The organism is Mesorhizobium sp. WSM4807 (assembly GCF_055811615.1).
In genome coordinates this window covers 1-26,254 of sequence record NZ_JBVVQY010000012.1, presented here as the reverse complement: position 1 = coordinate 26,254, position 26,254 = coordinate 1, and the positions used below count along the sequence as shown (strand labels likewise).

The following is a 26,254-nucleotide window of genomic DNA, read 5'->3' as shown; positions in this document are numbered from 1 at the left end:
GCCATGGCGGCTAGAATTCGAGAGAACATCGACGGCGATCTCGAGGAAAACCACGAGATCAACGTCACGCCGTTCATCGATGTGATCCTGGTCCTGCTGATCATCTTCATGGTCGCGGCGCCGCTGGCGACGGTGGACGTCAACGTCGACCTGCCGGGCTCGACCGCAACGCCTGCGCCTCGACCCGAGACGCCGCTGTTCCTGACGCTGAAGAACGATCTCAGCCTAGCGATCGGCAACGGCACCGTGCCGCGCGCAGCCTTCGCCGCCGCGCTCGCCGGCAGGACAAAAGGCGACAGGCAGACGCGCATCTTCCTGCGCGCTGACAAGGCGGTCGGCTATGGGGAGCTGATGGAGGTGATGAACCTTTTGCGCGGCGCCGGTTATCTGAAGATCGCGCTGGTCGGCCTTGAGGCGGCGCCCGGCGATGCCGCGGCGCCGCAAGTCGGGACGGACCAATAATGTCGCCGGCGGCCGCCCTGCCGATGGCCGACCAGCGGCGTTTCGGCGCGCGCGAGATCGCCTGGTGGGCGGGCGCGGCTGCGCTGGTCCTGATGACGCATGTCGCGGTCGGCTATGCGATGCAAAGCTGGCGCCCGGCCGAGCCCGATGGCGGGCCGCCGCAGGCGCAGGTGATCGAGCTGTCGCCGATGGCGCTCACGTCGGCCGAGCCGGCCCCGGTATCGGATGAGATCGCGCCCGATCAGCCGGATCCGGCCGAGGAGCCGGTAGCCGAAACGGAGCCTCCGCCCGAACCGCCCGTCGAGCAGGCCGAGCCGGTCACCGAGCCGTCGGAAGCCGTTCCGGCCGACACGGTCGAGCCCTCCCCGCCGACCGTGGCGGAACGGGTCGACCAGCCGCCGCTCGAGGAAGTCGTGCCCGAAATTGCCGAGGCCGTCACGCCGGAAGTGGTCATTCCGCTGCCGCAGCCGAAACCGGTCGAGGCACCCGTCGAGGCCAAGACAAAGAAGCAGGCAAAGGTAAAGGAGCCGGCCGAGGTCAAGGCGAAGAAGCCTGTCAAAGAGGCCAAAAAGCGTCCGAAAAAGGAAAAGGCCGCACCGCCGCGGACGACGGCCAGTGTCGCTGCGACATCCGCAGCCAGGGCGGCCGCCCCGAAATCGGCCAAAGCAGCGGCTGCGAGACGCGGCAACTCGCCCAAATGGGACTCGCAGTTGCGTGCGTGGATAAGACGGCACACAGATTATCCGAGGGCGGCGAAGGCCCGGGGCGCGGAAGGTAGTGCGAGCGTGACCTTTACGGTCGACGCGACCGGCCGGGTCCTGTCCGCCCGGCTGGCTCGTTCCTCCGGCGATCCAGACCTCGATAGCGCGGCGCTCAGCACATACAGGGCGCCTCGGTGCCCGAGCCGCCGCCGGAACTCGGCTCCCGCATAACTCGGACGGCGCCGTTCACGTTCGCCCTGTGCAACTAGTTCCTCGGCACAGTGATTTTGACAGGTCTGGGCCGGCAGCGAACGTCGACAATTCCGTCCAGTGGCAAACCGCCAACCTCTAGGATTAGCCGAATCATCCTCCACTTCGTCATCCCAGGGCGGAGCAAGGAGGGAAGCGACGCGGCGCAGACCATGGGATGACGAAGGTGTAGTGGTTCGGGAATATATCTGCAATCCGGACGCAGTGGCCGGCCTCTTGCCTCTGTCATCTCACTGTCATATGTCCGCCATATACATCCATAATTCCGGATTTTAGGATACATGGATAAGAACACCGCTCTTCTCGCATTGGCAGCGCTTGGCCAGGACACAAGGCTCGAGGTGTTTCGCCTGCTGGTCCGGGCGGGCGCAGATGGTGTGCCTGCCGGCGAGATCGCCGCGCGCCTCGGTGCGGTGCAGAACACCATGTCGGCGCATCTGAAGGTTCTCGACCATGCCGGTCTCGTCCGCGCCGAGCGTGACGGCCGGACGATCCGCTACTTCGCCGACATGACCGGTTTTCGCGATCTGCTTGCCTATTTCATGGAGGATTGCTGCAACGGCGCGCCAGAACTCTGCCAGCCGGTCATTCAGGCCGTGACTTGCAAATGTTAGAGGGGAGAACTACGCCATGAGCGAGCCATACAATGTTCTGTTCCTGTGCACCGGCAATTCGGCGCCGAAGCGATCTTGAACCGTGTCGGCGCCGGCAAGTTCAGGGCCTATTCGGCCGGATCGCACCCGAAGGGAGAGGTCCATCCCTACGCGCTCCAGCTTTTGAAAACCCTCAACCATGACACGTCCTTCGCCCGCTCAAAAGACTGGCAGGAATTTGCGGCTCCCGGCGCCCCCGAGATGAATTTCGTTTTCACCGTCTGCGACAACGCGGCAAATGAATCCTGTCCGGTCTGGCCGGGACAGCCGATGACGGCGCATTGGGGCGTGCCCGACCCAGCCGCCGTGGACGGCACGGACGCCGAAAAGCATCTGGCCTTTGCCGAAGCCTATCGCATGCTCAACAACCGGATCTCGATCTTCGTCAGCCTGCCGATGAACACGATCGACAAGCTCGCCCTACAGAAACGGCTGGATGAAATCGGCCGCGATCTACCGAAGGCCGGCTAACATTATGGCGGCCGACCTGTCCCGTCGCATCGTCGCGGAAGCGCTCGGCACGGCAATGCTCGTCGCGACGGTCGTCGGGTCGGGCATCATGGCCGACAGGCTGACGGATGATGTGGGTCTCTCCCTGCTCGGCAACACGTTGCCGACTGGAGCGATTTTGGTGGTGCTGATCACCATACTCGGACCGATTTCCGGGGCGCATTTCAATCCGGCGGTGACGCTGGTTTTTGCCCTCAGGCGGGAAATCGAAGCGAACGCTGCACTGGCCTATGTGATCGCCCAGATTGTCGGCGGCGTCGCCGGATCGCTGCTGGCGCACGCCATGTTCGAACTACCGATTCTACAGATCTCGCAAACCGTGCGGACCGGCAACGGACAATGGATTGCGGAGTTGGTGGCCGCCTTCGGCCTGGTCTTCACCATTCTTGCCGGTCTTCGCTTCCGTTCGGATGCCATTCCATGGCTGGTCGGCCTCTACATCACCGCGGCCTATTGGTTCACGGCTTCGACCTCGTTTGCCAATCCAGCAGTCGCCGTCGCCCGCGCCCTTTCCAACACCTTCGCGGGCATCCGGCCGATAGACCTGCCGGCGTTCATCCTCGCCGAGCTCCTGGGCGCGCTGCTCGCCATGGCCTTGGCAGGATGGCTGCTCAGTGAGCCCAAACCAGTCAGACAGATGAGAGCCGCGAAATGACCGTCACCATCTATCACAACCCCGACTGCGGCACCTCGCGCAACACGCTCGCCATCATCAGGCAGTCCGGCGAAGAGCCTGATGTGATCGAGTATCTGAAAAACCCGCCGTCGCGAGAACGGCTGGTCGAGCTGATCAAGGCAATGGGGATGACGCCCCGCGAATTGCTGCGCGAGAAGGGTACGCCTTACGCCGAACTCAATCTCGGTGACCCCAAATGGACCGACGACGAGATCCTCGATTTCATGCTGGCGCATCCGATCCTGATCAACCGGCCGATTGTCGTCACACCGCTCGGCACCATGCTTGCACGGCCGTCCGAAGCGGTTCTCGATATCCTGCCCAACCCTGATATCGGGCCGTTCACCAAGGAAGACGGCGACGTCGTCATCGACGCGCAGGGCAAGCGCGTTGCCTGACCCGGTGCCCGAAGACTCGCTGCCGAACGTCGACGAAGACCTGTTCCGGCCGATCGACCTGCAGGCGCTGCTCGACGTGCCGCGGTCGATCCACAAGCCTCGCGTGCTGATGCTCTACGGCTCCCTGCGCGAGCGGTCCTACTCCCGGCTCGCGACGGAGGAGGCCGCTCGCATTTTGCGCCGCCTGGGCGCCGAGGTGCGCATCTACAATCCCTCCGGCTTGCCGCTGCCGGATTCGACGTCGGCCGACCACGCCAAAGTCCAGGAACTGCGAGACCTGTCGATCTGGTCGGAAGCGCAGGTCTGGTGCTCGCCCGAGCGGCATGGCTCGATGACGGGAGTCATGAAGGCGCAGATCGATTGGCTGCCGCTCTCGGCCGGCGGCGTCAGGACGACGCAAGGCCGCACGCTCGCGGTGATGCAGGTGTCTGGCGGCTCGCAGAGTTTCAACGCCGTCAACCAGCTTCGCATCCTCGGCCGCTGGATGCGGATGGTCACCATCCCCAACCAGTCGTCGGTAGCCAAGGCTTTCAACGAGTTCGACGAGGCCGGCCGCATGAAGCCGTCGCCATACTATAACAGGATCATCGACGTGATGGAGGAGCTGATGAAGTTCACGCTGCTCCTGCGCGATCGGTCCGCCTATCTCACGGATCGGTATTCCGAGCGCGTCGAAAGTGCCGAAGAGGTCGCCAAGCGGGTCAGCCAGCGGTCGATTTGAGGCGGGTGCGTCGGCTAGTTTTATGCATGTCGTTATCGCAAAACCGCTGCACACACTCGGGTCAGGCCCGAGGGCATGCTTTTGCGCGACATGCATTAATTCGAAAATTTTCGAAATAGTATTGACGCGGCGTTGTTTCAGCGCTACCTTATTTCCATGAAACTCGAACAAGCAGCAAAACAGCTCGAGGCGCTCGGCAATCCGACGCGGCTCAATCTTTATCGCACGCTGGTGAGGGCAGGTGAGGCCGGGCGACCGGTCGGTTATCTGCAGGAAGCCCTCGGCATCGCTGCGTCGACCCTGTCGCATCATCTCCACCGGCTCATACTGACCGGTCTGGTCACCCAGGAACGCCAGGCAACAACGCTGATCTGCCGTGCCAATTACCCTGTGATGAACGATCTCCTTGGCTTTCTTGCCGACGAATGTTGCGCCGATGCCGCATGCGGCCCGCCTGCGGCTGCGTAACTCTTTTTTTGACCAGTATTTCTATAATCCTAGAAACATAGAAGGTGTGCCATGGTTTCTGAAAACAATCTCCCGGTCGCCATCATCGGCGGCGGACCTGTCGGCCTGGCGGCTGCCGCCCAACTTGTCAGCCGCGGCCTTCCGGTCAAGGTCTACGAGGCAGGTTCCGCGGTTGGGTCGAACCTTCTGGACTGGGGCCATGTGCGGGTTTTCACGCCGTGGCGCTATTGTGTCGATGCGGTCGCCCGAAAACTTCTCGAGAGCCACGGCTGGCAAATGCCGGAGCTTGAGGCATTCCCTACCGCCAATGAGATCGTCGACCAGTATCTCGCGCCGCTGGCAAAGCTTCCCGAGCTGGCGCCGTCGATCGAGACCAATGCCCGCGTCGTCGCCATTTCCCGCTGGGGAGCCGACAAGGTCTTGAGCAAGGCGCGGGAGGCGCGGCCGTTCATGCTGCTGGTGGAAACGGCGGAAGGCACGCGCCGGGACAGCGCCCGTGCCGTCTTCGACGCGTCCGGCACCTGGCAGACGCCGAACCCGCTCGGCGCGGGCGGCATACCGGCCGAAGGTGAGACGGAATTTGGAAACCGCATCGCCTACGGCATACCGGATGTCCTCGGACGCGACCGTCATCTCTATGCAGGCCGCACGACATTGGTGGTGGGCGCCGGCCATTCCGCCGCCAACGCCCTGCTGGAACTGGACCGGCTCGCGCAAACCGAGCCGGGCACTTCGGCACTATGGGTAACGCGCAGCACCGACCTTGTCCGCATCTACGGCGGCGGCGATGCCGACGCCCTGCCGGCGCGCGGCGAGCTTGGTTCCGATGTCCGGCATCTCGCCGAGAGCGGCCGCGTGCGGCTGGTGACCGGCTTTGCCACGGTTGCCATTCGCGAGGTCGACGGCCGGCTGGCGGTCGAAGGCCAGACAAAAGACGGATTGCGCACGCTCGGACCCGTCGACCGGATCATCGCCGCGACGGGGCAGCGGCCCGATCTCGGCTTGACCCGGGAGCTTCGGCTGGACCTCGATCCGTGGCTCGAAGGCGTCAAGGCGCTCGGACCGCTCATCGATCCCAACGAGCACTCATGCGGCGATGTGCCGCCGCATGGTCATCGCGAGCTCAGCCACCCCGAGCCTGATTTCTACACGGTCGGCGTCAAAAGCTATGGCCGGGCCCCGACGTTCCTGCTGCTGACCGGCTATGAGCAGGTCCGCTCGATCGCCGCGGCGCTCGCCGGCGACATGGCTGCCGCCGATGCCGTGCAGTTGGTGTTGCCCGAGACCGGCGTCTGCACTGTGCCGGCGTCACTTTCAGGCACGTCATCTCAGGGTTGCTGCGGCGGACCCGCGCCGGCTGCTGTCGACGCCTGTTGCGTCGACGATGCCAAGGCAAAGGCGAGCGGCAAGTCTGGGTGCGGCTGCGGCAGCACGCAAGCGATCGCAGCAGTGCGCAGCGACGATCTCGAGATCGCCGCTCAATGAGCGACCGGAAAATCCCGGCTGCCGCACTCTGGGCGTTGGGGCTGACGCAGGTCATCGGCTACGGCACGCTCTATTACAGTTTTAGCATCCTGGTGCCGTCGATCGCGCTCGAGTTCGCCTGGCCGGAACAATGGGTTTTCGGCGCCCTGTCGGCGTCGCTGCTGGCGGGTGGCCTGTTTGCGCCGACAGCCGGGCGCTGGGCCGATCGCTTCGGCGCCGGCCGGGTGATGACCTTTGGTTCCGCAGCTGCGGCGGCAGCGCTCGTCGCTTGCGCGGCGGCACCCGGCCGGGTGAGCTTCGTGCTGGCCCTGATGGCGATGGAACTGGCGTCCGCCTTCGTGCTCTACAGCGCCGCTTTCGTCGCGATCGTCCAGATCGGCGGTGCCAAGGCGCAGCGCAGCATCACCCATCTGACGCTGATCGCCGGCTTCGCCTCCACCCTGTTCTGGCCGCTGACGGCGGCACTGCACGAATACCTGACCTGGCGCGAGGTCTATTTGGTCTTTGCCGGCATCAATGTCGCCGTCTGCCTGCCCATCCATGCCTGGCTGGCCCGGCTGTCGCGTCGGGCGGACAAAAGCGCTTCGGCGATACCTGCGGCCATTGGGTCGGCAGGCGGTCCGGTTGCCTTCACACCGCGAGACCGCAGCAGAGTGTTTCTGCTCATGCTTGGCGGCTTCGCGATCGAGGGTTTCGTGCTCTCCTCGATCCTCGTTCACATGGTGCCGCTGACGACGGCGCTCGGGCTTGGCTCCGCCGGGCTCGTCGTAACCACGCTTTTCGGCCCGTCCCAGGTGGCGAGCCGGCTGATCAACATGCTGTTCGGTGGCCGGCTGGCACAGACCTGGCTCGCGGTGATCGGCGCGACACTGCTGCCGCTCGGCCTTGTCGCCCTGCTGGCGACGACACCATCGTTGCCTGGAGCAATCGCCTTCGTCATCCTGTTTGGATTGGGCTCGGGCCTCGCCAGCATCGTCGGCGGCACGCTGCCCCTGGAACTGTTCGGACGGGAGCGCTACGGCGCCCGGCTCGGCTGGGTGACGGCCGCGCGTCAGTTCTCTTCGGCACTTGCGCCATTTGCCCTTGCGATGGCGATGGCGGGCATGGGCGTCCAGCCATCGCTCTGGTTGACCGCTGCGGTCGGCATGCTTGGCATGCTGGCCTTCTCGGCGATCATCCTGATCAGGCGGCAGCCTGTTGCGCCCGTTATGCTTACGTCAGCGAACTGACAACGATCCACCAAGGCCTTGCTGTCCCGGCAGCGCGAGCTGTGCGCAACACCGAGCCGCCGGTCATCGGCGCTCGACGGGCTGTGATGCGGTTGATAAGCCCTCTCCTCAAGGAGAGTCGAGACATGACCGTTGCGATTGAGATGGGCCACACGACCGCGGGAGCCCCGGCGGCGCTGGATCTTGAGGAGCTGCTGGCGACGCGCCTTTTGGTGCAGGGCAATTCGGGCTCCGGCAAATCCCATCTGCTGCGCCGGCTGCTGGAGCAGAGTGCCCCTTGGGTGCAGCAGACCATCATCGACCCCGAAGGCGACTTCGTCTCGCTGGGCGACCGTTTCGGCCATCTGGTGATCGATGCCGAGGATCATACCGAGCGCGGCCTGCAGAGCGCCGGCGAGCGGGCGCGCATCCACCGCGTCTCCACGGTGCTCAATCTCGAGGGGCTCGACGCCGAGAACCAGATGCGCCGCGCTGCCGCCTTTCTCGGCGGGCTTTTCGAGGTCGCCCGCGACCACTGGTACCCGATGCTGGTGGTGGTGGACGAGGCGCAGCTGTTCGCGCCGGCAGTGGCGGGCGAGGTTTCGGATGAGGCGCGCAAACTCTCGCTCGGCGCCATGACCAATCTGATGTGCCGTGGCCGCAAACGCGGGCTGGCCGGGATCATCGCTACCCAGCGGCTGGCCAAGCTCGCCAAGAACGTCGCCGCCGAGGCGTCCAATTTCCTCATGGGCCGGACTTTTCTCGATATCGACATGGCGCGCGCCGCCGACCTTCTCGGCATGGAGCGGCGGCAGGCGGAGGCTTTTCGCGACCTGGAGCGCGGGCAGTTCATGGCGCTGGGCCCGGCGCTGTCGCGCCGTCCGCTCGGCTTGCGCATCGGCCCGACCGATACAAGTCCGCGCAATGGCACGCCGCGCCTGATGCCGCTGCCGGAAGCAGCGTTGGAGGATGCCCGCGCGATCATCCTGGCAGCGCCGCCGCCGGAAACTGTCCGGCCGCAGCGCCGGTCGTCGCCGGACCTGCTCGATCAGCTGATGGCGGCGAAGTCGGCGGCGCTGGAAATTCGCCCCGAACCGGCGGAGCCGCCAATCAGCGCCGAGGATCTGGCCGAGCGGCGTGAGCGCGTCGACCGGATTCTGCGCGCCGTGCTGGCGCAGCCCGATGCGGGGTTCCGGGTCATCGGCGTGCTCTATCAGGAGTTCGTGGTCCGCTGCCGCATCGAGGGCCTCGCCTCGGTCGTGCCGGACCTGCCCGCCTTCCGCCGCATGCTGACGCGCGCCCGCGCCGGCCTCGGCTCCGAAATGGCAGGGGATGACGCCTGGCAGGATGTCTCGGTCCGCGCCTCGCTGCTGCCCGAGGATATGCAGGGCCTGTTCATGATGATCGCCCGCGCGGCGAAGGAGGGCTGGCCCTGCCCCAGCGACGCGGCGATCGCCCGCGCCTATGGCTCGCACTCGCTACGCCGCGCACGGCGCCTGCTGACCTATATCGAGGAACAGGGGCTGATCGTGTGCCAGCTCGACGGGGTTGGAAGGCGAACAGTAACGCTGGTCGAGCTGGCCTGGGCGACGGCACCGGGCGACCCCAACGCCGAGGAGGCGGAGCAGGGGAGTTTGGCTGTGTGAGGCGGCGGCCGAGCGCGCAAAGGGAATGCCACGCATCAAGGCGATGTATGGCCAAGCGGCAGGTACAGCGGCGAGTCTTTTTTTGCGCAGATAGGGCCTCGCTGGCCCGCCACAGCTCTTCTGCCCGGTCTTCATCATACGACGACGATTGGCGCGACGCAGATCCGCCTATTGTAAGTTGCTCGACGCTACAGCACTCCCTCCTGCCGACGGCGCTTTACATATTTTCTAAATTACCCGCGGGCTGGTCTGCTAATGAAGAGATCAGCCCCGATCAACTGACGAAGGACAAGAAATACGGCAGGACTGTAGCGCAAATAGCCGCCGAAACTATGCTACCGCCGCCGATTACCCCCTTCGGTTCATTCTGTTGACATCTCCTGCTTCTGGAGAGATGGTGAGATACTACGCGGCGGCCCTTTTTCCGAAGATTTTATTCTGCAGCTTTATCAAAGGATTTTGGCAATGCGTTTGTCTCGATCGCGCAGACTTATGGCCATCGCTTTGACGGCAATCGCAGCCGTCACCCTTCCCTCTTATGGACATGCCGAGGACAAGCTGCTGACGGAAGCGGTGCAGTTCAACGGTACGATCCTGTATCTCTCCACCAAGGTGCCTGGCCTGATCTTCGGCGCCGTGCGCAACGGCGAGACGGCCTTGGCCGGTTTCGGCAAGATTGCCGACGGGAGTGAAAAAGTGCCCGACGGCGACACAATGTTCCGCATCGCGTCCGTGAGCAAAGTGTTCTGCGGCAGTGTGCTTTCCTCGCTGGCGATCGACGGCAAGGTACAGCTCACCGACCGGCTGCAGGATCGCCTTGGCTGGGACGTCACGCTCCCTGAGAAGGATGGCCGCGCCCTCCGCCTGATCGATCTCGTCGCGCAAGCTTCCGGCCTTCCGCGGGAGGTGCCAGTGGCCGAGGCGCTCCCCTCCGACCCCTTCTCTACGAACACCAAAGAGGCGCAGATTGCCGCCCTCAAGGACAATCCGCTGCTCTTCGCGCCGGGCACCGCCGTTCTCTATTCGAACTTCGGATACGACCTCCTCGGAGCGGCGCTCGCGAATGTCTCTGGAAAGCCTTATGCCGAGGTCCTTCGGGAGCGTGTCCTCGATCCCCTCGGCATGAAAGACACGGTTTTCAACCCAAGACCGGAGGACGAGCCGCGCCTGATGCAGGGCCATAACTTCGACGGCAGCGCCATGCCCATCGTGCCGACGAGCACAGCCATGGAGTGCGCCGGTGGATTGTACTCGACCGCGGCCGACCTGCTCCGCTGGATGAACTGGCATGTTGACAACAAGCCTTCCGCGGCCGACGCCGAGTTCCGCCTCGTGAACCACGCGGCCTTTTTGTACCGGGACGGGCTCGCGTCGGTGGTGGGGCTGGATGACGGCGGCCCAATGGACGCCATGGGTCTCGGATGGGTCATCATGCTCCCCAACGAGCATCGCCCGCTCATCCTCCAGAAGAGCGGCGGCCTGCAAGGGATGTTTCTCTATGTTGCGATTGCACCGACACGCGGCGTCGGCGCTTTCTTCGTCATGAACGAATTCAATGCCGCCGGCTTCATGGCTGGGGTCAAGATGACGAACGATATCGTCGCAGAGATCGCTCCACGCTGATCGGGGGAACGTGCGCAAATGATTAATGCGGTGGGAGGGGCCTGACGGACGGCATGTTTCGTGGCAAGGCAAGCGCGAGATCGGCTATTTCCCGCCGACCGCTTAGCTATCCCCTTCTGAGGAAGACCTTTGCCTCGCTGCTGCCCGAGGATATGCAAGGTGTGTTCATGATGATCGCCCGCGCGGCCAAGGAAGGCTGGCCCTGCCCGAGCGACGCTGCGATCGCCCGCGCCTATGGTTCGCACTCGCTGCGCCGCGCCCGGCGCCTGCTGACCTATATCGAGGAGCAGGGGCTGATCGTATGCCAGCTTGACGGGGTCGGGAGGCGGACAGTGACGCTGGTGGAATTGGCCTGGGCGACGGCGCCGGGGGATCCTAATGCGGAGGAGGTGGCGCAGGGGAGCTTGGCTGTGTGAGGGCTGATGCAGTTTGGGCGAAAGCTGACGTCGCTCAAAAATCAGCAAAGCGCCAAGAGCGGTCATTGTGCTACTCAGACGTCGCGTTTGGGGCCGAGCGGACTGGCAGCTTCAGGCTGCGGATATTCAAGAGCGGACGTTCATGTCGGCGTGAGCATCGTCATGACCTGACCGAACCGGACCTTTCGGCCGGACTGCACGATGGTCAGCTTAGTGTGGAAAGCTGCCTTCTGTCCCACCCAACGAGCAAGTTGCACCAAAAAAAGCGGGGCTGCGCTCGGCAACATCTTTGCGGGCGAACGTGACAGCCGTAATGATGGGGCGCGTCTTCAACCTCTCGCGACAGCGGCTTACTTGCTTGTCGCGCTGGACGCCGCCGTTCCTGATCGGTACAATTTGTGGGTAAGAAGTGTGAAGTACCTTCTCCTCTCGTGGCAGTCCTGGGCGGTGCTCTCGGCCTGCTTCGCCGCTCTGACCGCTATTTTCGCCAAGGTCGGAGTGGAGAACGTTAGCTCGGACTTCGCCACCTTCATCCGTACCATTGTTATTCTGTTAGTCCTTGGGACGATCCTTGCGGCCACCAACCAGTTCCAGCCGCTTAGCTCTATTTCGAGCAGGACCTACCTGTTCCTGGTCCTGTCGGGGCTTGCTGCAGGTGCGTCGTGGATTTGCTATTTCCGTGCGCTTCAATTGGGAGATGCGGCACGCGTTGCCCCTATCGACAAACTGAGCGTCGTGCTCGTGGCGATGTTCGGAGTGACATTCCTCAAGGAGCACTCGTCGTTGTCGAATTGGGTAGGTGTTATATTGATCGCAACAGGCGCGGTTCTAGTGGGTTACAAAGGCTAAATGGTAGGCAAGTTGGCGACGGCGGATTGCCTCGACCTTGGGATTAGAATAGCCAGAAATAGGTTGGCAGATAACCGATCACCTGGAGGTATTCGATGCCTTCGATGGCAGGAAAGACCGCGAGAAAATAGAGAGCATCGAAGAATGTGCTTCTTAGCGCTTTCGTGGAGAACGTGTGCTGATGCTCGTCGTGATAAAGCCATAGTTTGGGCCAGAACCGTAGTGTTCTGGCCGCATACGCCTCGTATTTCGGGCCAAACTTTCCCAGAAGAAACGCCTCTTCCTTTCTAGCGTCATCCCGAAAACCGCGTAGGTGCACACTCCGAGAACGACGGCAACGATGATCGACCCGAACATGAGGCCGATGCCGAATGCTCCAATCATCGAAAACAGATACAGGGGATTGCGAGTGATCGAGTATGGCCCGTTTACCGCCAACTCGGTGTTCTTCCGGCCCCCGACATATAGGATGCTCCACAATCTTCCGAATATGCAGACGAGGATCAGGACAAAGCCTGTCATCTCGATAAGTTCATGAAGGGTCGATGCTTCGTCCCAGCCTGGTCGAGAGAACAACAGCGATCCGATCGCCGCGATGCTCAAGCCCTGGACGACAAGAAGTCTCTTTCGCTGATTGAAAGGTTGCGGGGCAATTGAAGCGGACATCATGGTTCCTTTGACAGAGGCTTTTTTGGCGCTCGCGCCAAGCATCCGGTTCATTTTCGGGAGAGGCGCCGCAAGTTTAGGGCCAATGACCGCGGAGCAAGCGGCGCCGGCCCATGCGGCCCTATTCCTTACTATTAATCAGAACTTCACGAGCCGTGCTGCGCTTATAGCGCTTGCAGGTGACTCCTTCCAGCCGATGGGCAAGGGCGCGGCCAGGGAGACCGCGCCCCGCCCGCGCGTCAGACGAAGAAGAAATCGGAGGCATTGATCAGCGCGGAGTCGAAATTGGCGATCTCTACGGTTCCCTCCGCGAAGCTCAGCACGGTCGAATGTCCGTCCTGCGTGACGGCGACGTCCTCGAAGCTCTCGACGCCCGTATAGGTCGCGATCTCGATGCGATCGGCGCCGTTCTCGAAGCCCCGGATCAGGTCCCTGCCGAAAGGTATCAGGTCGAAGACAAAGACATCCTCGGCGCCGGCCTCGCCAAAGAGGATATCGTCGTCCGCGCCGCCGGACATCCGCGCGCCGTCGCCGCCGGCCCGGAGCCGGTCGTCGCCTTCACCGCCCTTGAGCTCGTCGAAGCCATCGCCGCCGCAGAGCTGGTCGTTGCCCTCGCCACCCGCGAGTTCGTCATCGCCCGCATCGCCCTGGATTCTGTCGCGACCCTCGTCGCCATCAATCTCGTCGTCGCCCTCGTCGCCGAACAGCCGGTCGTGCCCCTCCTCGCCGGAGATCTCGTCATCGCCGGCGCCGCCATAGGCACGATCGTTGCCGTCGCCGGCCTCGATCTGGTCGTCGCCGCCGCTACCACGGATCACGTCGTTGCCGTCGAGCGCGATGAGCTGATCGTCCTCATCGGTTCCGACGAGCCGATCCGGGCCGTCCGTGCCGACCCGCCGGCTGATGCCGGTAGCTTCAACCAGGGCATTGACTGTCTCGCCGCTGAGCGGCGCATCGCTAACGGCAACGAAAGCATCGTCGAAATCGCCGTCGAAGTCCTCGGTGCTGGCCAGGCCATCCTCGAAGCTTACCACCTCGACCCCGGCGAGGCCGTCGTCGATATCGCTTGCAAGGGCGTTCTCGCCAGCCACCGGGTTCAGGAAATTGAAGCCGTCGCGGTTGCCGACCGAATGGAACGCCCGGATCGGCAGCAGGTTGCCGTCGGCATCGGTGACGACCGGCGCCACCCGGTCGTAGATGGTGGCCGGGCCTGGCGTGTAGGTCGTCGCGTCGTCGCCGTCGTAAACGTCGGCGACATCGCCTGAGGTGAAGTCGCGGAAGAAGAGGCCGCCGTCTGCGTAGTCCTCGAGCTCGAGGCCGAGATCCTCGACATCCGGGATGAGGAACAGGCCGAGCGACTGCCCGGCCGCGACTGCCATCGTCGCCTGGGCGCCCGCCTTCACGTCCTCGGTGTCGGCGAAGAGGATGCGCGCCTCGCCAATTTCGCCCGTCGCGGTGTCGAAAGTATAGGCGCCGATCGCGCCGTTGGTGCTCGCGTCCTCGCTGATGAAGGTGATGGTCTTGGCAGCGCCGTCTCCCGCGAAGGCGAGCTCCGTCGGATCGACGGGGGCGGAGACGTCGACTTCGCGCCTGTTCGTGATCTCGATGACGAGTTCGGGCTCATCCTCCGAGAGCACCACCTCCTCCTCCAACACCAGGCCGACGCCGGGCGCGAAGTATTTGTAGGCGCCCACGCCGGGCTCCAGGCCGGAAGTGTCGAGGATCTTCACGACGTCGTCAAAAGAGCCGAAGTCGGTCTCGACGGTGAGGCCCGTCGCGATCACCTCGCCTTCATCCTCCGCCACTCCGGCGTAGAATTCCTGGAAATAGCTGTCGCCCGGCATCGGTGCTGCGCGCATGATCCACCCCGGCGCGGCGCCGTCGACGCCTGCCTCCCACGATCCGCCGAAGTCGGTCCCGATGAACTCGCCCTCGTCGTTGTAGTTGTAGTTCGTCGCGATCTCGCCCAGATACCAGACATTGCCGTCATCGGCCTGCGCGTACCAGTCGAGCGTGTCCTCGACGAGAACGCCGTCAGCATAGGCCGTATCGCGGACGACGACCGTCTCGACGCCCTCGATGATCTTCGTCTCGAACGTGGCGAAGTGATCGTTGCGCTCCGTCTCCTCTTCGCCGGTCTCGGGATCGATAAGCGCGGCGCCGTAGCTGTTGATGGTGCCTCCGGGCAGCGGAAAGAACGTGTTGTCGATATTCGTGGAATTGCCGAACGTGGCGGCGGCGAAGTCGGGTAAAATGGCCATGGGAATGTCCTCCGAGGTGGGTCGCGTCGCGGGCGCGTCCGTGGCCGGACGCTCGCCGCAGTCCCCAGCATGGCTTGGCTCCCGCCTCACGGGAATCCGGCAGGCGTGACGGGTAAAAAGACTCAGCCTTTCAAAGCCCTAGACGGCACATCCTACGGATGTGAGTGCCCTGCCGGCGGCAGTTAGCATGACAGCTTTCCCGGTCACGGACTGCAGTCGAGTATCTGAGGGCGTGAAGCCTTGAAGCTGGCCAGCGGCGGACCAAAACGAGGGAGGGCAATTTTGGCGTTCACGGGCTTCTTCAAGGGACGCCTTGGCCATCATGCGTGAACGCAATTGGGGCCCTTATCTCCGTGCCGACGTGCGGCAGTCTACCTGCCGAACTCCACACCTCCGCTGAAATCGAACACCGCACGCACGCTGAGAATGTGAGCGTTTTCGTGATCCGCATTCCGCGCGAACGTATAGGCGGCGGCGAGTTGCCATTTTGATCCAACGAACGGCGTATTGTCGTCGGACGAATATATGACCTCGAAATCAGCTAGGTAATCGCGGGTATCCGGACCTCCGGCGACCAGGTTCGTCTGCTCCGTGTAGGTCGCGATATAGGTTAAGGAGTCTACGTCGAGCGCGGCGGAGCCCGTGACGACCAGGGCATCGTCCTGGCGGCCGTCAAAATGCCGAAGATACGACATTTCGCCCAGCAGCCTGAGCGTCATTTCGTCCAGTTCGAAACTCTTGGTCGCGGCGGCGAGGTAGGCAAGTTCGTCACCAAGCTTAACGTCGTCTTCGATGTCCTCCTCGGTAGGATGCCCGGCCCTCTGATACCGAAAGCCGAACCTGTAGCCAAATTCGCCGTCCAAATAGCAATCGGCTGTTTCCGAACCTTCGCAGCCATCAAGAGTTACCGAGAACGACGGCACGCCCTTTGTGTTGCCCGCGCCGCCATCCGACAGGCTGGCCCGGCCCCGGTTGGTAAAGAGCGACTCGCTGAGGATCGTGCGATCGGTTGTGAATGCAGTCGCTGCCAAAGCATGGTTCAACCCGAGGTTTTCGAAGCGGAGGACAATTTCCCCGCCTAGACGTTCGTCCGCGTCGAAATCCGACACCAGTTCCGTGGCATTGATCCCTGGCGCGACTTCGCTGGCGAGACTGAAGATCGTATCGAATTTTCCGGCCCGCGTGGTAGCGGGACCTGCCTCGATCACGGTATACAGTTCGGCTACGTAGGTGCCAATTCCTTCAAGAACCGTATTCTCGCCGGGCGCCGAGTCCACCACCGGCTCGGTGATGATGGAAGTCTCCAGTTGCAGATAGTCCGTCGGCGCGAAAAGCAAATCGGCTGTGAATGTCGGTTGAAGCACGTCGGACGTCAGGAATGACGGATCGGCCGCAAAAATCCAGTCGTTTTGAAGTTCCGTAGATAGTTCGTAACTGACACAGGGCGCCGCGCAGCCCTCGACCAGCTCCGCTACTGGATCTTCGGCCAGTACTGGAGTTGAGAATACAAGCAACCCCAGGCCGGTGAGAACTGAGGCAAGAAAGCGCACGGCCCGTGACCCTGGAGCTAGCTCCGCGCTACGCCCGGCGCGAAGCGGCCGGTCGGCTCGACATCTCGGGACGAGCAAGGCCGTTGCGAGCCCCCAAGGAGTTCGACGGCACCGGCGGCAGAAGCAACTCCTCGAGGAAATAGGCAGAGAGCGCCGCGCGGCCCGAGAGCTCAGCCTTGTGGTAGAGCGCAGTCGCTTGCTGGCGAATGGTCGCTTCGCTTGCTCCCCGGATTCGCGCGATCTCCTTGTGGCTGAAGCCCTTGAGCAGCAGGAGCCCGACCTCCTGCTCCGTCTGGGTGCAACCCCAAGCCGCAAACTGGCGCTGGATGGCGGCGCCGAGTTCCTGGAAATGGTCATCCAGGCCGGCCCGCCACTGCGTGTCGCGCTCACGGATTCGCGCAATCTCATCGCGCATGTCGAAGCTTTCCGCTTCCTGCTCCCGCAGGCGCGAGGACAGGAGCGCAACGCAGGCCGAGCAGCCTACGAGAAGTGCAATGCCCGCCGCTTCCGTCAACAGCTCGGTGAGGGTCACCACCTCATCCTCCCTCACCGCCTCCATGCCGAGCAGGAGGGCGAAGGCCCCCACCGCACCCGCAATCAGGATCTGCCGGCCGCGTCCCTTGGTCCAGTCCATAGTCTGTCTCCGAAGCTCGAGTAGCGGCTGCGCGCCCTTGGCTCGCCGTGTCGCCGCCATTTTGCGCCTGCCAGCCGCAACGTGCAACAGATGGGCGAGGGCGTCAGTCACGTGATGAAGAAAAGGTCATCGGCGCCGAGCAACGCGATCCCAACAGCGTGATCTCCACGCTCCCGGTCACGCCGCGTCGCCCTGGAACCCAAAATCATTATTCGTGTCGAGCGCGACGCCATCGAAGCGCGCCACCAAATCCGCGAGCGTAGGGAAATCGCCCTCTCCGGCCGTGGCGGAAAACCGGAAGGTGTTGGTTCCTTCTACGCCACCGCCCACAAGCAGGTCGTCCTGACAGCGGGCCGGCGTCAGCGGAAGTCCGTAATTGGCGGCGCAAAGCGGACATTTATCCAGCTTCCACCGAATGACTGCTCCCGGCAACCACGACCCTCAGCGTGGTCGCTTGGGATGTCGGCTCTCAGGAAGCGGCAATTCTGATCTCAATGTCCGACATCGGGGCGCAAAGCTGTCATGCACGGCTCCGTTTGCGAGAGTCTGCTTCGGGTCAAAGCAGCTGCTCGCGTCAATCCTCCCCTACCGATCCTCAATAATCCGCAGATAAGCCGCCGTCACAAACAGCACGATCAGCCCGAACAGTATCCGCCGCGCGCCTTCTGGCATCTGCAGGATGGTGAGCAGCGTCGTCAGCACGGTGAGGATCAGCGCCCCGATGATGGTGCCGGTGTAGCCGCCGCGGCCGCCGAAGATCGAGGTTCCGCCGATCACGGCGGCTGCTACCGAGGGCAGCACCAGCGGCTCTGCCAGCGACAGCGACGGCGCCTTGATCAGGCCGATGTAGAGCAGCCCGGTGATCCCTGCGAGCACGCTCGAGATGACGTAGAGCGCGGTGATGACCTGCCAGTAGCGGACGCCGGACAGGCGTGCTGCCCCCTCATTGTCGCCGACCGCGTAAAGCAGGCGGCCGAACCCGGTGCGGTTCAAGGTGAAAACAATGAGGACGGCGATGGGCACGAACAACAGCAGCGCGTTGGGCACGCCATAGGTCAGGCCGGTGCCGAGCCAGGCCAGGAAGGGCGGAATCTTGGCGCCCGAAGCGATGACGGTGCGCTGATAGACCTGCAGGCAGCCGGTGCCGATCAGGCTGGTGCCGAGCGTCATGATCAGCGGGTGCACGCGAAACACGCCGACACCGATGCCGTTGACTAGGCCGATCAGCACCGCCGGCACCAAGGCGATGAGAATCGCCACCGCCGGGTCATGATTGACGACCTGCGTCGCCATGATGAAGGCGCTCATCGTCGCCACGGTTCCGACCGACAGATCGATGCCGCCGGTCAGCATGGTCATGGTCTGGCAGCCGGCAAGAATTGCCAGCGGGATGGCGAACTTGACCGTGTTGGCGAGCCAGCGCTCGTTGACGATGCCGGGGCGCAAGATCTGCAGCACCAGCACCAGGATGACCAGCAGGATGATCAGCGGAATCAGCGGCCGGTCGGCCATGAACCGCTTGAGGCGGCGGCCGAAGGGCACGGGTTGGATCGCGGTTGTGCTCATGACGTTGCTCGCGATTGTTTTTGCGCGATGTTGGTTTCGGGAGAGGATAGCGCTCTACGGCGCCCCCCTCTGTTCTGCCGGACATCTCCCCCACAAGGGGGGAGATTGGCAGCTTCACACTCGGCACCCTTCTTGCACCTTCGGAGATTGGCGAAAGCCGTCCCCACGGCATTGCTCATGATTGCCGGCTCCGCATGGTGATGAAGGCGCCGAACATGACGACGGCGACCATGATCGCGCCCTCGATGATTGCCGTGACGTTGGGATCGATGGCGAGCAGCGTCAGGTCGGTGCGCACCAGCCGCAGCACGAAGACCGCGACGATCGGGCCGAGCAACCCGCCCTTGCCGCCGCCAAGTGCGACGCCGCCGAGCACGACCGCCGCCACGCTGGCAAGAAGATAGGGGCCGGGAATGGGGGCGCCGATGCCTGTGCTCATGGTCAGCGCCAGCCCGCCCATGGCAGCGAAAAGCCCCGACAGGGCGTAGGCGATGATCTTGGTGCGCGCGACAGGCACGCCGCTGCGAAAGGCCGCGAGCTCGCTGCTGCCGATGGCGTAGATCGACAGGCCGAGTTTTGAGCGCTTGAGCGGTATCCAGATGATGCAGAGGCAGACGACCAAAAGCACCAGCGCCTTCGGTATCCAGGCGGAGATCCCGGGCAACCCCGGGATCGCGACCGTCCCGACGATGGTCGCCCTCAGCCATTCGGCGACCGCGCCGCCGGGCGCACTGAGGACCAGCAGCGCCGCGCCCTGCAGAACGAACAGGGTGGCCAGCGTGACGACGATGTCGGGCACGCGGGTGACGACGATCAGCATGCCGTTGACGGCGCCCAGCACCAGTCCCATGGCCAGCACGAACGGCACGACGAAAAGCGCGTATTCCTCGCTGGCGCCGTCCATCATCGAGGCGGCGGTGACGCTGGTCAGCGCCATCATGGCGCCGACGGAAAGATCGATGCCGCCGGCGATGACGACAATCGTCTGGGCGGCCACGGCAAAGGCGTAGGGCAGCACGGCGCGCACCAGCGAGCCGAAATCGCCGCTGCCATAGCCCGGCTGGATGAGCCTGGTGATCACGAAGAGGACCACGAAGAGGACAAGTAGGCCTGCGACCCAGCCCTGACGGCGGACGAGGCGGGTCAAGGTTTCGCCACCGGGCTCGAGTGGATATCGGCGAGAATGCCGACATCCTCCTTGGCGCCGCGCGGCAAGCCATAGGCGGCGCGCATCAGCGCCGGCTCGTCGGCGAGTTCGACGGGGAAGACATCGACGACGCGCCCTCCAAAGATGACGATGACGCGATCGCAGACACGCTGTACCTCCTCGAGCTCGGATGTATAGAACAGCACGGACTTGCCCTGGTCGGCGAGTTCGCGCAGCAGCTTGTAGATCTCCTGCTTGGTGCCGACATCGATGCCGCGTGTCGGGTCGAAGCAGAGGATGGTCTGTGCTTCGGCGGCGATCCAGCGGGCGATCGTCACCTTCTGCTGGTTGCCGCCGGACAGGCGCTGCACCTCGCGCTGGGCGCGCGTGTCGATCTGCAGACGCTCGATCGCACTGACGACGCTGGAGCGTTCCTGCGCCATGTTGATCGGCCCCCAGTTGCGCAACGCGGCGCTGAACGGGAGCGCGATGTTTTCGCGCACCGAGCGCTGCATGGTCAAAGCTTCGGTGCGGTCGCCGGGCACATAGGCGATGCCGGCGCGGATCGCATCCGCCGGATGCGCGAATTTCACCGGCTTCCCGTCCACCTCGATCGTGCCGCCGGACGGGCGGATGGAGCCGGCGAGGGCGGCGAAGAGCTCGTCCTGGCCTTGTCCCTCAAGCGCGACCACGCCCGCGACCTCACCATTCGCCAGGTCGAACGAGACGTCGTTGAGCTTGGTGCCGACACGAAGGTTCGCCACGCCGAGGCGCGGACAGCTATCCCTAGGCGAAGCGGCCTGGCCCGCCTGGCGCGCCGCCACTTGCGTCTTTTCGACCTTGGCGCCGAGCATCATCTCGACGATGCGCTCCTCGACGCCTGGTTCGATGTCGACGACGCCGACGGTCTCGCCGTCGCGAAGCACGGTGGCACGGTCGCAAAGTGCCGATATCTCGACAAAACGGTGGGAAATGAAGATCACCGAACGGCCGCTGTCGCCCTGGCGGCGAACGACCTCGAGCACCTTTTCGGCAAGGTTTGCCGGCAGTGCCGCGGTCATTTCGTCGAGCAGCAGAACGTCGGGCTCGACCGCCAGCGCCCGCGCCAGATCGAGCACGCGCAGCACGGCAAGCGGGATGTCGCGCGCGACGTCGCGGATGTCGAGGTCGGGAATGCCGAGTTCGCGCACCCAGGCGCGGAACGGCTCGACCGGCGTGCCGGTCAGGCGAAGGTTGGAGGCGACGTCGAGATCGGGGATGAGCGATGGTTCCTGATAGACGGGAAGCAGGCCGGCGCGGCGCGCATCGGCAGGCGAGCGCACGTCTCGGGCTTCGCCGCGGATCAGGATATGCCCGGCATCGGCGCGGATGGCGCCGGTCAGGATTTTTACCAGCGTCGATTTGCCGGCGCCATTGGCGCCCATCAGGGCGTGAACCTCGCCCGGCACAACCGACAGCGACGCGTTGCGCAGCGCCACCACGGCGCCGTAAGTCTTCACGACGCCGGTGGCGTCCAGGAGGGGGTTGGTGGTCAAAATCGCGTTGCTCTCGTTCCCGAAACTCTATTGCTGGCGCTCTACGGCGCCCCCCTCTGTCCAGGACAGAGGGGGGCGCCGTAGAGCGCCAGTCTATCAACTCTTTGTAGCGCGAGGACGGCAGTTCGCCGTCCCTCGCGCTACGGCTCGAAGTGATCATTACTCACCCGGGCCCTTGCAGGCGATGATCTGGTCCTTGGTGTAGGTGGTCCACTCCGGGATGGAGATCGAGACCGGCCATTCCGGGCTCAGTGACGGATCGGCCGCGCCCTTCAGCTTGGCCTTGCCCTCTTCGGTGGCGTTCTCCCAGAGCTGCGGCTCGACCAGCACGGTCTGCTCCGCCGGCTTCTTGCCGTTCAGGATCTGCAGAGCCAGCGTCACGCCGGCGCCGCCGATCGAACCGGGATTGGTCACCGCCGCGCCGACGAGGCCTTCGACCGAATTCAGCTGGCCGACGAAGCCGGCATTGTCGGCGCCGACCACCGGCACCAGCGGCGTCTGCGACTCGACCAGCGCATCGACGATCACATTGTCGATGCCCGAGGTCCAGATGCCGTTGAACGGCGATCCGGTGGCGATGAAATCGAGGATCTGCTGCTTGCCCTGGTCCTGCTGCCAGCCGGTGAAGACCTCGTGCACGACTTTCACGTCGGGGAACTCCGCAAGCGCCTTCTTAAAACCCTTGTCGCGGTCGCTGTCGGCCGAGGCGCCGGCGGCGCCACGCATATAGACCACGTCGCCCTTGCCGCCGATCTGCTGGAACAGCCATTTGGCGCCGAGATAGGCGTACTGTTCCTGGTTGTTGGAGATGATGTAGGCCGAGGGCTCGGTGACCGCCTGGTCGACGGCAACGACGACGATGCCGGCCTTGGTGGCTTCCTCGAGGGCTGACTTGATGCCGGCCGGATCGGCCGGGTTGACGACGATGGCGTTGACCTTGGCGCTGATCAGGTTGCGGATGTCCTCGAGCTGGCCGGCGGCGTCGGTGTTGCGATGGGCGATGTTGAGCTTGGTGACCTCGCCGGAGGCGAGCGCCTGCGCCTTGATGGCGCAGATCATCTCCTCGCGCCAGCCATTGCCCTGCACTGTGTTGGAAACGCCGATCGTGTATTTGGTTTCAGCGGCCGAGACGCCCACCGAAGCCAGAAACGCCGCGCCGGCAAGCAGCGGGACCATTGCCAGATATTTTTTCATTTCAGTCTTCCTCCACATTGTTTTCAGTTCAGTTCGAAAAGGGTGTCATTTCACGAAGGGGCGCAGCACGTCGCGGGCCAGCAGAAATCCCCGTTTGACGTTTTCATCGCTCCCCTCAAAGCGCCGGTCCTCGTGCTCGATGATGATGGGTCCGTCGTAGCCGACGCGATAGAGGCCGGAGAAGATCACATTCCAGTCGACATCGCCAAGCCCCGGCATGCGCGGCACCTGCCAGCCCATGCCGGCCGAGAGGATGCCGCGCTCGTAAAGTCCATCATGATCGATCATCAGGTCCTTGGCATGGACATGCAGCATGTACGGGCCGAATTCCCTGATGAAGCGGGCCTGGTCGATCATCTGCCAGACCAGATGCGACGGGTCGAAATTCATGCCGACATCGCCGCCCCAGGCCTCGAGGATGCGGCGCCAGATATGGGGCGAATAGGCGATGTTGTGGCCGCCCGGCCATTCGTCATAGCTGAAGATCATCGGGCAGTTCTCAAACGCCAGCCTGACGCCGTTGTCGCGTGCATGGGCGATGATAGCAGGCCAGACCTTGAGTGCCTCTTGCCAGTTGGCGTCGACGGTTTTTGCAGCGTCGCCGCCGCAGAAGGTGTTGACGACAGGCACGCCCATATGGCTTGCCAGCACGATCACCTTCTTCAAATGATCGATGACGGTCTTGCGGTGGGCGGCATCGGGATGCAGCGGATTGGGATAGAAACCGAGGCCCGAGATCGACAGGTTCTCTTCCGCCAGTGCGGCGGTGATTTCCTTCGCCTGCGAGGACGAGGTCGAGGCGGCGTCGATATGGCTGGTGCCGGCATAGCGCCGGGCAGTACCTGAGGATTTCGGCCAGCAGGCGATCTCCAGCGCCTCGAAGCCGGCAGAACTTGCCCAGTCGGCGACCTCGCCGAGCGGGGTATCGGCAAACGGTGCGGTGAGCAGTCCGAGCTTCATGTTGCCCTCCCGTGGTCGTGGCGACCTACTATGCCGATTGTGCGGGCCGCTTCAACCGTGTGGCCGCAACCTGTCTGACGAACGCCATCGGATCGTCGCAGAGCAAGCCGTCGTGACTGGCCGTGACAGCCGTGCGGAAATCGTCGTTGATGGCGATCCAGTCCGCCAGGCCGCGCCACCCGGCAAAGCAGCGATGGAAAGCGCCGACGCCGACAAGAGCGATGCCCGGGGCCAGCGCCGTCCGGTCGTAGGACGGCTTTTGGACGGAAGGGGAAGCCGGCTAAGCAGTTCCGGGCCGAGCATTTCGAGTGAAGCAGGCGTCACCGGTTCGCCCCTACAACCCATTGCTCCTGGTCGATCAGCGCGCCGGTCATCGGCCCGGAGGCATCGGAGAGCAGGAAGACGGCGAGGTTGGCCACCTCGTCGGCCGCCAGCAGGCGTCCGAAAGGCTGCGACGCGTTGGCGGCGTCGATCCAGCCCGGGCCATGCCCCAGCGTCTCGGCCTGCATGATGCGTTCGGCCGGCGTGTCGGTCCAGCCGACATTGATGCCGTTGACGCGGATGCGGTCGAAACGGTGCGCGTTGGCGGCGTTGCGGGTCAGCGTCGCGAGTGCGCCCTTGGTGGCCGAATAGACGGCGAGTTCCGGCGAGCCGCAATGCGCATTGATCGAAAGGATGTTGACGATGGCGCCGCCTTGCCCTTGCGTGCGCATCTGCGTGATGGCCGCCTGCATCAGAAAGAACGGCGCTCGCGCGTTGACGGCGAACAGCGCCGCCCAGTCGTCGAGGTCGGCATCGAGAAACGAGGCGCGGTTGGTCAGGCCGGCGGCGTTCACCAGCGCGTCGATACGGCCGAAGCGGCCGACGCATTCGTCCACCAGCCACGCCGGCGCCGTGGTATCAGCCAGATCGGCGGCGACGAACGCGGTTGGCGTGCCCGCCTGGGAGAGCGACGTCGCCACTTCGTTGCCACGCGCCGGCTCGCGGCCGGTGACCAGCAGACCGCCGGCACCAGAACGCGCGAGCGCCTCGGCGGTCGCCCGGCCAATGCCTTGCGTCGCACCGGTGACCAGCACCACCTTGTTGTCTAGCCGAAGTTCCATTCCTCCTCCCGGAACAACGCTTCATCTTTCAGATATGGAAGCCAGCAGATCAACCATGCGCTCGAAGCGATGTCGAGGGCCATTGTCGATGCGGCCGAGCGAGGCGCCGACCATGCCATTGAGAAAATGCAGATTGGCGTTGGGCCGCTGCAAAGATGCGGCTGATTTGGGCATCTGACAACAGCATGATTCTCCCAGGCGGGGCGCCAGCCCACTCCGGCAACGACCTGATTTTGCTCTTGTGGAGCGATTTCGGTCGAGCTAAATGTGGGTTGGGCTTAGGGGTTTGAAGTGACGGACATCATCGTAGACGTGTTTGCTGGCGCGTGGGCGGCCGGTGGATTTGCCGTGATCTGGTACGTCAGGACGAGACCATCCATCTCTGAAGATCACGAGGACCGCGAGCTGCGAGAATGGCTTGATGGTCAGGTTTAAGCCCCAAGCTCAAAGCGGCCTTCCGCCAGAGTGTTCGGCGTGCGCCGGTACAGCTAGCTTCTTGATTTTACTGGAGGTAAATTTCCGCTGGTGGAGCTGAGGAGGATCGAACTCCTGACCTCGTCATTGCGAACGACGCGCTCTCCCAGCTGAGCTACAGCCCCGTCCAGCGGATGGCCGCATTTATCGGGCGCGGCGGTTTCCTGTCAAGACTGCGTTTTGCCCAAAAGCCGCGCGGCCACCCACCGGCCTGGCGTGGCCGCGGAAGCTCTTGCCGCTTTCGCCCGTAATGGCTACATGTCGGCAACCAATCGGAGACCGGCATGATAGCCCTCATTCAGACCATTGTCCTGGCGCTTGACATTTATTGGTGGATCATCATCGCTTCGGCGATTTTCTCATGGCTCTACGCCTTCAACGTCGTCAACTCGCGCAACCAGTTCGTCGATAGCGTCAGCAATATGCTCTTCCGGCTGACCGAGCCGGCGCTGCGGCCTATCCGTCGCTTCTTGCCCGACCTCGGCGGGATCGACATTTCGCCGATCATCCTGCTTCTGATCCTGTTCTTCCTCCGGCAGTTCCTGCTCACCACGGTGGCGCCGCTGGTCGTCTGACCCGGCGTTTCATGAGTGCGTCGTTTCGCATGCGTAACGACGGCGTCGACCTGTTCATCCGGCTGACGCCGAAAGCGGCGATGGACAGTTTCGAAGGCATCGAGATCTCGGCAGATGGGCGAAGCCATCTGAAGGCGCGCGTCCGCGCCGTGCCGGAGAACGGTGCCGCCAATCAAGCGCTCGAACGGCTGGTCGCCAAGGCGCTGGGAGTGCCGCGATCGGCCGTCTCGGTCGCCGCCGGCGGCACGGCCCGGCTGAAGACGCTGCGCATCCTCGGCGATCCGGCGGCGCTGGCGAGATGCATCGAGGCGCTCAGCAGCGCTTGAACCGTCTCAGTCCTGCCCTCTTTGCCAATACTTGGCATCTCCCCCACAAGGGCAGGGCTATCGCAGGTGGAAAGATAGTGTCCTGAAGGTTCTGCAAAAAGCTCTGGAGAGAGAACAGCCCTTACTCTGAGGCGAGGGGCGGCCATGGCACGCTGGTGACGTTGCGATCACCGATTC

25 protein-coding genes, 1 tRNA gene and 2 pseudogenes are annotated in these 26,254 nt (G+C 63.7%); 16 read left to right on the top strand and 12 right to left on the bottom strand.

The genetic code is table 11. From position 1 onward, the window contains the following. Positions 1-3: 3 nt before the first annotated feature. The 14 genes and pseudogenes from exbD to AC0L3N_RS17210 all read left to right on the top strand — a co-directional run bounded on the left by exbD (position 4) and on the right by AC0L3N_RS17210 (position 12,086). Positions 4-462, top strand: coding sequence for a TonB system transport protein ExbD (gene exbD / locus AC0L3N_RS17275; RefSeq protein WP_473548740.1), 459 nt, complete (start codon positions 4-6; stop codon positions 460-462). After that, positions 462-1,394: a TonB family protein gene (locus AC0L3N_RS17270; protein WP_473548739.1), complete on the top strand. Its 933-nt coding sequence runs from the start codon at positions 462-464 to the stop codon at positions 1,392-1,394. Before exbD ends, AC0L3N_RS17270 begins: the two co-directional genes overlap by 1 nt. A 320-nt stretch (positions 1,395-1,714) precedes the next feature. Continuing rightward, a complete protein-coding gene (locus tag AC0L3N_RS17265; RefSeq protein WP_473548738.1) occupies positions 1,715-2,047 on the top strand; it encodes an ArsR/SmtB family transcription factor in 333 nt (110 codons plus the stop codon). Between the two features lie 16 nt (positions 2,048-2,063). Continuing rightward, positions 2,064-2,557 (top strand): annotated as a pseudogene (locus AC0L3N_RS17260) (arsenate reductase ArsC). Positions 2,558-2,561: 4 nt separating this feature from the next. Further along, positions 2,562-3,251, top strand: coding sequence for an aquaporin (locus AC0L3N_RS17255; RefSeq protein ID WP_473548737.1), 690 nt, complete (start codon positions 2,562-2,564; stop codon positions 3,249-3,251). Then, positions 3,248-3,670 (top strand): arsenate reductase (glutaredoxin), encoded by a 423-nt coding sequence (gene arsC / locus AC0L3N_RS17250; RefSeq protein WP_473548736.1) that lies wholly within the window; start codon positions 3,248-3,250, stop codon positions 3,668-3,670. The genes AC0L3N_RS17255 and arsC overlap by 4 nt, the downstream gene beginning before the upstream one ends. Beyond that, a complete protein-coding gene (gene arsH, locus AC0L3N_RS17245) occupies positions 3,663-4,391 on the top strand; it encodes an arsenical resistance protein ArsH (protein ID WP_473548735.1) in 729 nt (242 codons plus the stop codon). The genes arsC and arsH overlap by 8 nt, the downstream gene beginning before the upstream one ends. Before the next feature lie 156 nt (positions 4,392-4,547). After that, a complete protein-coding gene (locus tag AC0L3N_RS17240) occupies positions 4,548-4,859 on the top strand; it encodes an ArsR/SmtB family transcription factor (protein WP_473548733.1) in 312 nt (103 codons plus the stop codon). A gap of 51 nt (positions 4,860-4,910) precedes the next feature. Beyond that, on the top strand, positions 4,911-6,344 hold the full coding sequence (locus AC0L3N_RS17235) for an NAD(P)-binding domain-containing protein (protein ID WP_473548732.1): 1,434 nt from the start codon (positions 4,911-4,913) through the stop codon (positions 6,342-6,344). Beyond that, a complete protein-coding gene (gene arsK, locus AC0L3N_RS17230) occupies positions 6,341-7,573 on the top strand; it encodes an arsenite efflux MFS transporter ArsK (RefSeq protein WP_473548731.1) in 1,233 nt (410 codons plus the stop codon). Before AC0L3N_RS17235 ends, arsK begins: the two co-directional genes overlap by 4 nt. Positions 7,574-7,698: 125 nt before the next feature. After that, a complete protein-coding gene (locus AC0L3N_RS17225) occupies positions 7,699-9,198 on the top strand; it encodes a helicase HerA domain-containing protein (protein ID WP_473548730.1) in 1,500 nt (499 codons plus the stop codon). A 465-nt stretch (positions 9,199-9,663) separates the two neighbouring features. Next, a complete protein-coding gene (gene ampH, locus AC0L3N_RS17220) occupies positions 9,664-10,821 on the top strand; it encodes a D-alanyl-D-alanine-carboxypeptidase/endopeptidase AmpH (RefSeq protein WP_473548729.1) in 1,158 nt (385 codons plus the stop codon). 131 nt (positions 10,822-10,952) lie between these two features. Next, a pseudogene (locus tag AC0L3N_RS17215) lies at positions 10,953-11,237 on the top strand (ATP-binding protein); the annotation flags it as partial. Between the two features lie 411 nt (positions 11,238-11,648). Then, positions 11,649-12,086 carry an EamA family transporter gene (locus AC0L3N_RS17210; protein ID WP_473548885.1) on the top strand — a complete coding sequence of 146 codons (438 nt, stop codon included), beginning with the start codon at positions 11,649-11,651 and terminating at the stop codon, positions 12,084-12,086. 153 nt (positions 12,087-12,239) lie between these two features. Here the strand turns inward: AC0L3N_RS17210 and AC0L3N_RS17205 are convergent, their stop codons facing one another. The 12 genes from AC0L3N_RS17205 to AC0L3N_RS17150 all read right to left on the bottom strand — a co-directional run bounded on the left by AC0L3N_RS17205 (position 12,240) and on the right by AC0L3N_RS17150 (position 25,301). Beyond that, positions 12,240-12,806, bottom strand: coding sequence for a methyltransferase family protein (locus AC0L3N_RS17205; protein WP_473548728.1), 567 nt, complete (start codon positions 12,804-12,806; stop codon positions 12,240-12,242). A gap of 185 nt (positions 12,807-12,991) precedes the next feature. After that, positions 12,992-15,013 (bottom strand): hypothetical protein, encoded by a 2,022-nt coding sequence (locus AC0L3N_RS17200; RefSeq protein ID WP_123148890.1) that lies wholly within the window; start codon positions 15,011-15,013, stop codon positions 12,992-12,994. 371 nt (positions 15,014-15,384) lie between these two features. Beyond that, positions 15,385-16,563 carry a hypothetical protein gene (locus AC0L3N_RS17195; RefSeq protein WP_123148891.1) on the bottom strand — a complete coding sequence of 393 codons (1,179 nt, stop codon included), beginning with the start codon at positions 16,561-16,563 and terminating at the stop codon, positions 15,385-15,387. 28 nt (positions 16,564-16,591) lie between these two features. Further along, positions 16,592-17,197, bottom strand: a complete 606-nt coding sequence (locus AC0L3N_RS17190; protein WP_165848609.1) for a helix-turn-helix transcriptional regulator — start codon at positions 17,195-17,197, stop codon at positions 16,592-16,594. A 177-nt stretch (positions 17,198-17,374) separates the two neighbouring features. Then, positions 17,375-17,629 carry a hypothetical protein gene (locus tag AC0L3N_RS17185; RefSeq protein WP_473548727.1) on the bottom strand — a complete coding sequence of 85 codons (255 nt, stop codon included), beginning with the start codon at positions 17,627-17,629 and terminating at the stop codon, positions 17,375-17,377. A gap of 153 nt (positions 17,630-17,782) precedes the next feature. Then, positions 17,783-18,763: an ABC transporter permease gene (locus AC0L3N_RS17180; RefSeq protein WP_077380804.1), complete on the bottom strand. Its 981-nt coding sequence runs from the start codon at positions 18,761-18,763 to the stop codon at positions 17,783-17,785. A 175-nt stretch (positions 18,764-18,938) separates the two neighbouring features. Beyond that, positions 18,939-19,910, bottom strand: coding sequence for an ABC transporter permease (locus tag AC0L3N_RS17175; protein ID WP_123148892.1), 972 nt, complete (start codon positions 19,908-19,910; stop codon positions 18,939-18,941). Continuing rightward, on the bottom strand, positions 19,907-21,445 hold the full coding sequence (locus tag AC0L3N_RS17170) for a sugar ABC transporter ATP-binding protein (protein WP_473548725.1): 1,539 nt from the start codon (positions 21,443-21,445) through the stop codon (positions 19,907-19,909). Before AC0L3N_RS17170 ends, AC0L3N_RS17175 begins: the two co-directional genes overlap by 4 nt. A 159-nt stretch (positions 21,446-21,604) precedes the next feature. Beyond that, the gene (locus AC0L3N_RS17165; protein WP_473548724.1) at positions 21,605-22,639 is read right to left on the bottom strand and encodes an ABC transporter substrate-binding protein; all 1,035 of its coding nucleotides are present in this window, start codon (positions 22,637-22,639) and stop codon (positions 21,605-21,607) included. A gap of 45 nt (positions 22,640-22,684) precedes the next feature. Next, positions 22,685-23,599 carry a sugar phosphate isomerase/epimerase family protein gene (locus AC0L3N_RS17160; protein WP_473548722.1) on the bottom strand — a complete coding sequence of 305 codons (915 nt, stop codon included), beginning with the start codon at positions 23,597-23,599 and terminating at the stop codon, positions 22,685-22,687. Positions 23,600-23,919: 320 nt separating this feature from the next. Beyond that, on the bottom strand, positions 23,920-24,702 hold the full coding sequence (locus AC0L3N_RS17155; protein ID WP_473548721.1) for an SDR family oxidoreductase: 783 nt from the start codon (positions 24,700-24,702) through the stop codon (positions 23,920-23,922). A gap of 523 nt (positions 24,703-25,225) precedes the next feature. Beyond that, positions 25,226-25,301: transfer RNA gene (locus AC0L3N_RS17150), tRNA-Ala, on the bottom strand. A 159-nt stretch (positions 25,302-25,460) separates the two neighbouring features. On the opposite strand from AC0L3N_RS17150, the gene AC0L3N_RS17145 reads away from it, so the two are divergent. Both AC0L3N_RS17145 and AC0L3N_RS17140 read left to right on the top strand, forming a co-directional pair. Beyond that, complete coding sequence (locus AC0L3N_RS17145) at positions 25,461-25,751, top strand: YggT family protein (RefSeq protein WP_023800489.1); 291 nt, start codon at positions 25,461-25,463, stop codon at positions 25,749-25,751. An 11-nt stretch (positions 25,752-25,762) separates the two neighbouring features. Then, positions 25,763-26,077 (top strand): DUF167 family protein, encoded by a 315-nt coding sequence (locus tag AC0L3N_RS17140; RefSeq protein WP_473548720.1) that lies wholly within the window; start codon positions 25,763-25,765, stop codon positions 26,075-26,077. The last annotated feature ends 177 nt before the right edge of the window (positions 26,078-26,254 follow it).

Coding starts and splice junctions, on each gene's coding strand:
- exbD (WP_473548740.1), top strand. CDS start 4: ATGGCGGCTAGAATTCGAGAGAACATCGACGGCGATCTCGAGGAAAAC.
- AC0L3N_RS17270 (WP_473548739.1), top strand. CDS start 462: ATGTCGCCGGCGGCCGCCCTGCCGATGGCCGACCAGCGGCGTTTCGGC.
- AC0L3N_RS17265 (WP_473548738.1), top strand. CDS start 1,715: ATGGATAAGAACACCGCTCTTCTCGCATTGGCAGCGCTTGGCCAGGAC.
- AC0L3N_RS17255 (WP_473548737.1), top strand. CDS start 2,562: ATGGCGGCCGACCTGTCCCGTCGCATCGTCGCGGAAGCGCTCGGCACG.
- arsC (WP_473548736.1), top strand. CDS start 3,248: ATGACCGTCACCATCTATCACAACCCCGACTGCGGCACCTCGCGCAAC.
- AC0L3N_RS17240 (WP_473548733.1), top strand. CDS start 4,548: ATGAAACTCGAACAAGCAGCAAAACAGCTCGAGGCGCTCGGCAATCCG.
- AC0L3N_RS17235 (WP_473548732.1), top strand. CDS start 4,911: ATGGTTTCTGAAAACAATCTCCCGGTCGCCATCATCGGCGGCGGACCT.
- arsK (WP_473548731.1), top strand. CDS start 6,341: ATGAGCGACCGGAAAATCCCGGCTGCCGCACTCTGGGCGTTGGGGCTG.
- AC0L3N_RS17225 (WP_473548730.1), top strand. CDS start 7,699: ATGACCGTTGCGATTGAGATGGGCCACACGACCGCGGGAGCCCCGGCG.
- ampH (WP_473548729.1), top strand. CDS start 9,664: ATGCGTTTGTCTCGATCGCGCAGACTTATGGCCATCGCTTTGACGGCA.
- AC0L3N_RS17205 (WP_473548728.1), bottom strand. CDS start 12,806: ATGAACCGGATGCTTGGCGCGAGCGCCAAAAAAGCCTCTGTCAAAGGA.
- AC0L3N_RS17200 (WP_123148890.1), bottom strand. CDS start 15,013: ATGGCCATTTTACCCGACTTCGCCGCCGCCACGTTCGGCAATTCCACG.
- AC0L3N_RS17190 (WP_165848609.1), bottom strand. CDS start 17,197: ATGGACTGGACCAAGGGACGCGGCCGGCAGATCCTGATTGCGGGTGCG.
- AC0L3N_RS17180 (WP_077380804.1), bottom strand. CDS start 18,763: ATGAGCACAACCGCGATCCAACCCGTGCCCTTCGGCCGCCGCCTCAAG.
- AC0L3N_RS17165 (WP_473548724.1), bottom strand. CDS start 22,639: ATGAAAAAATATCTGGCAATGGTCCCGCTGCTTGCCGGCGCGGCGTTT.
- AC0L3N_RS17160 (WP_473548722.1), bottom strand. CDS start 23,599: ATGAAGCTCGGACTGCTCACCGCACCGTTTGCCGATACCCCGCTCGGC.
- AC0L3N_RS17155 (WP_473548721.1), bottom strand. CDS start 24,702: ATGGAACTTCGGCTAGACAACAAGGTGGTGCTGGTCACCGGTGCGACG.
- AC0L3N_RS17145 (WP_023800489.1), top strand. CDS start 25,461: ATGATAGCCCTCATTCAGACCATTGTCCTGGCGCTTGACATTTATTGG.
- AC0L3N_RS17140 (WP_473548720.1), top strand. CDS start 25,763: ATGAGTGCGTCGTTTCGCATGCGTAACGACGGCGTCGACCTGTTCATC.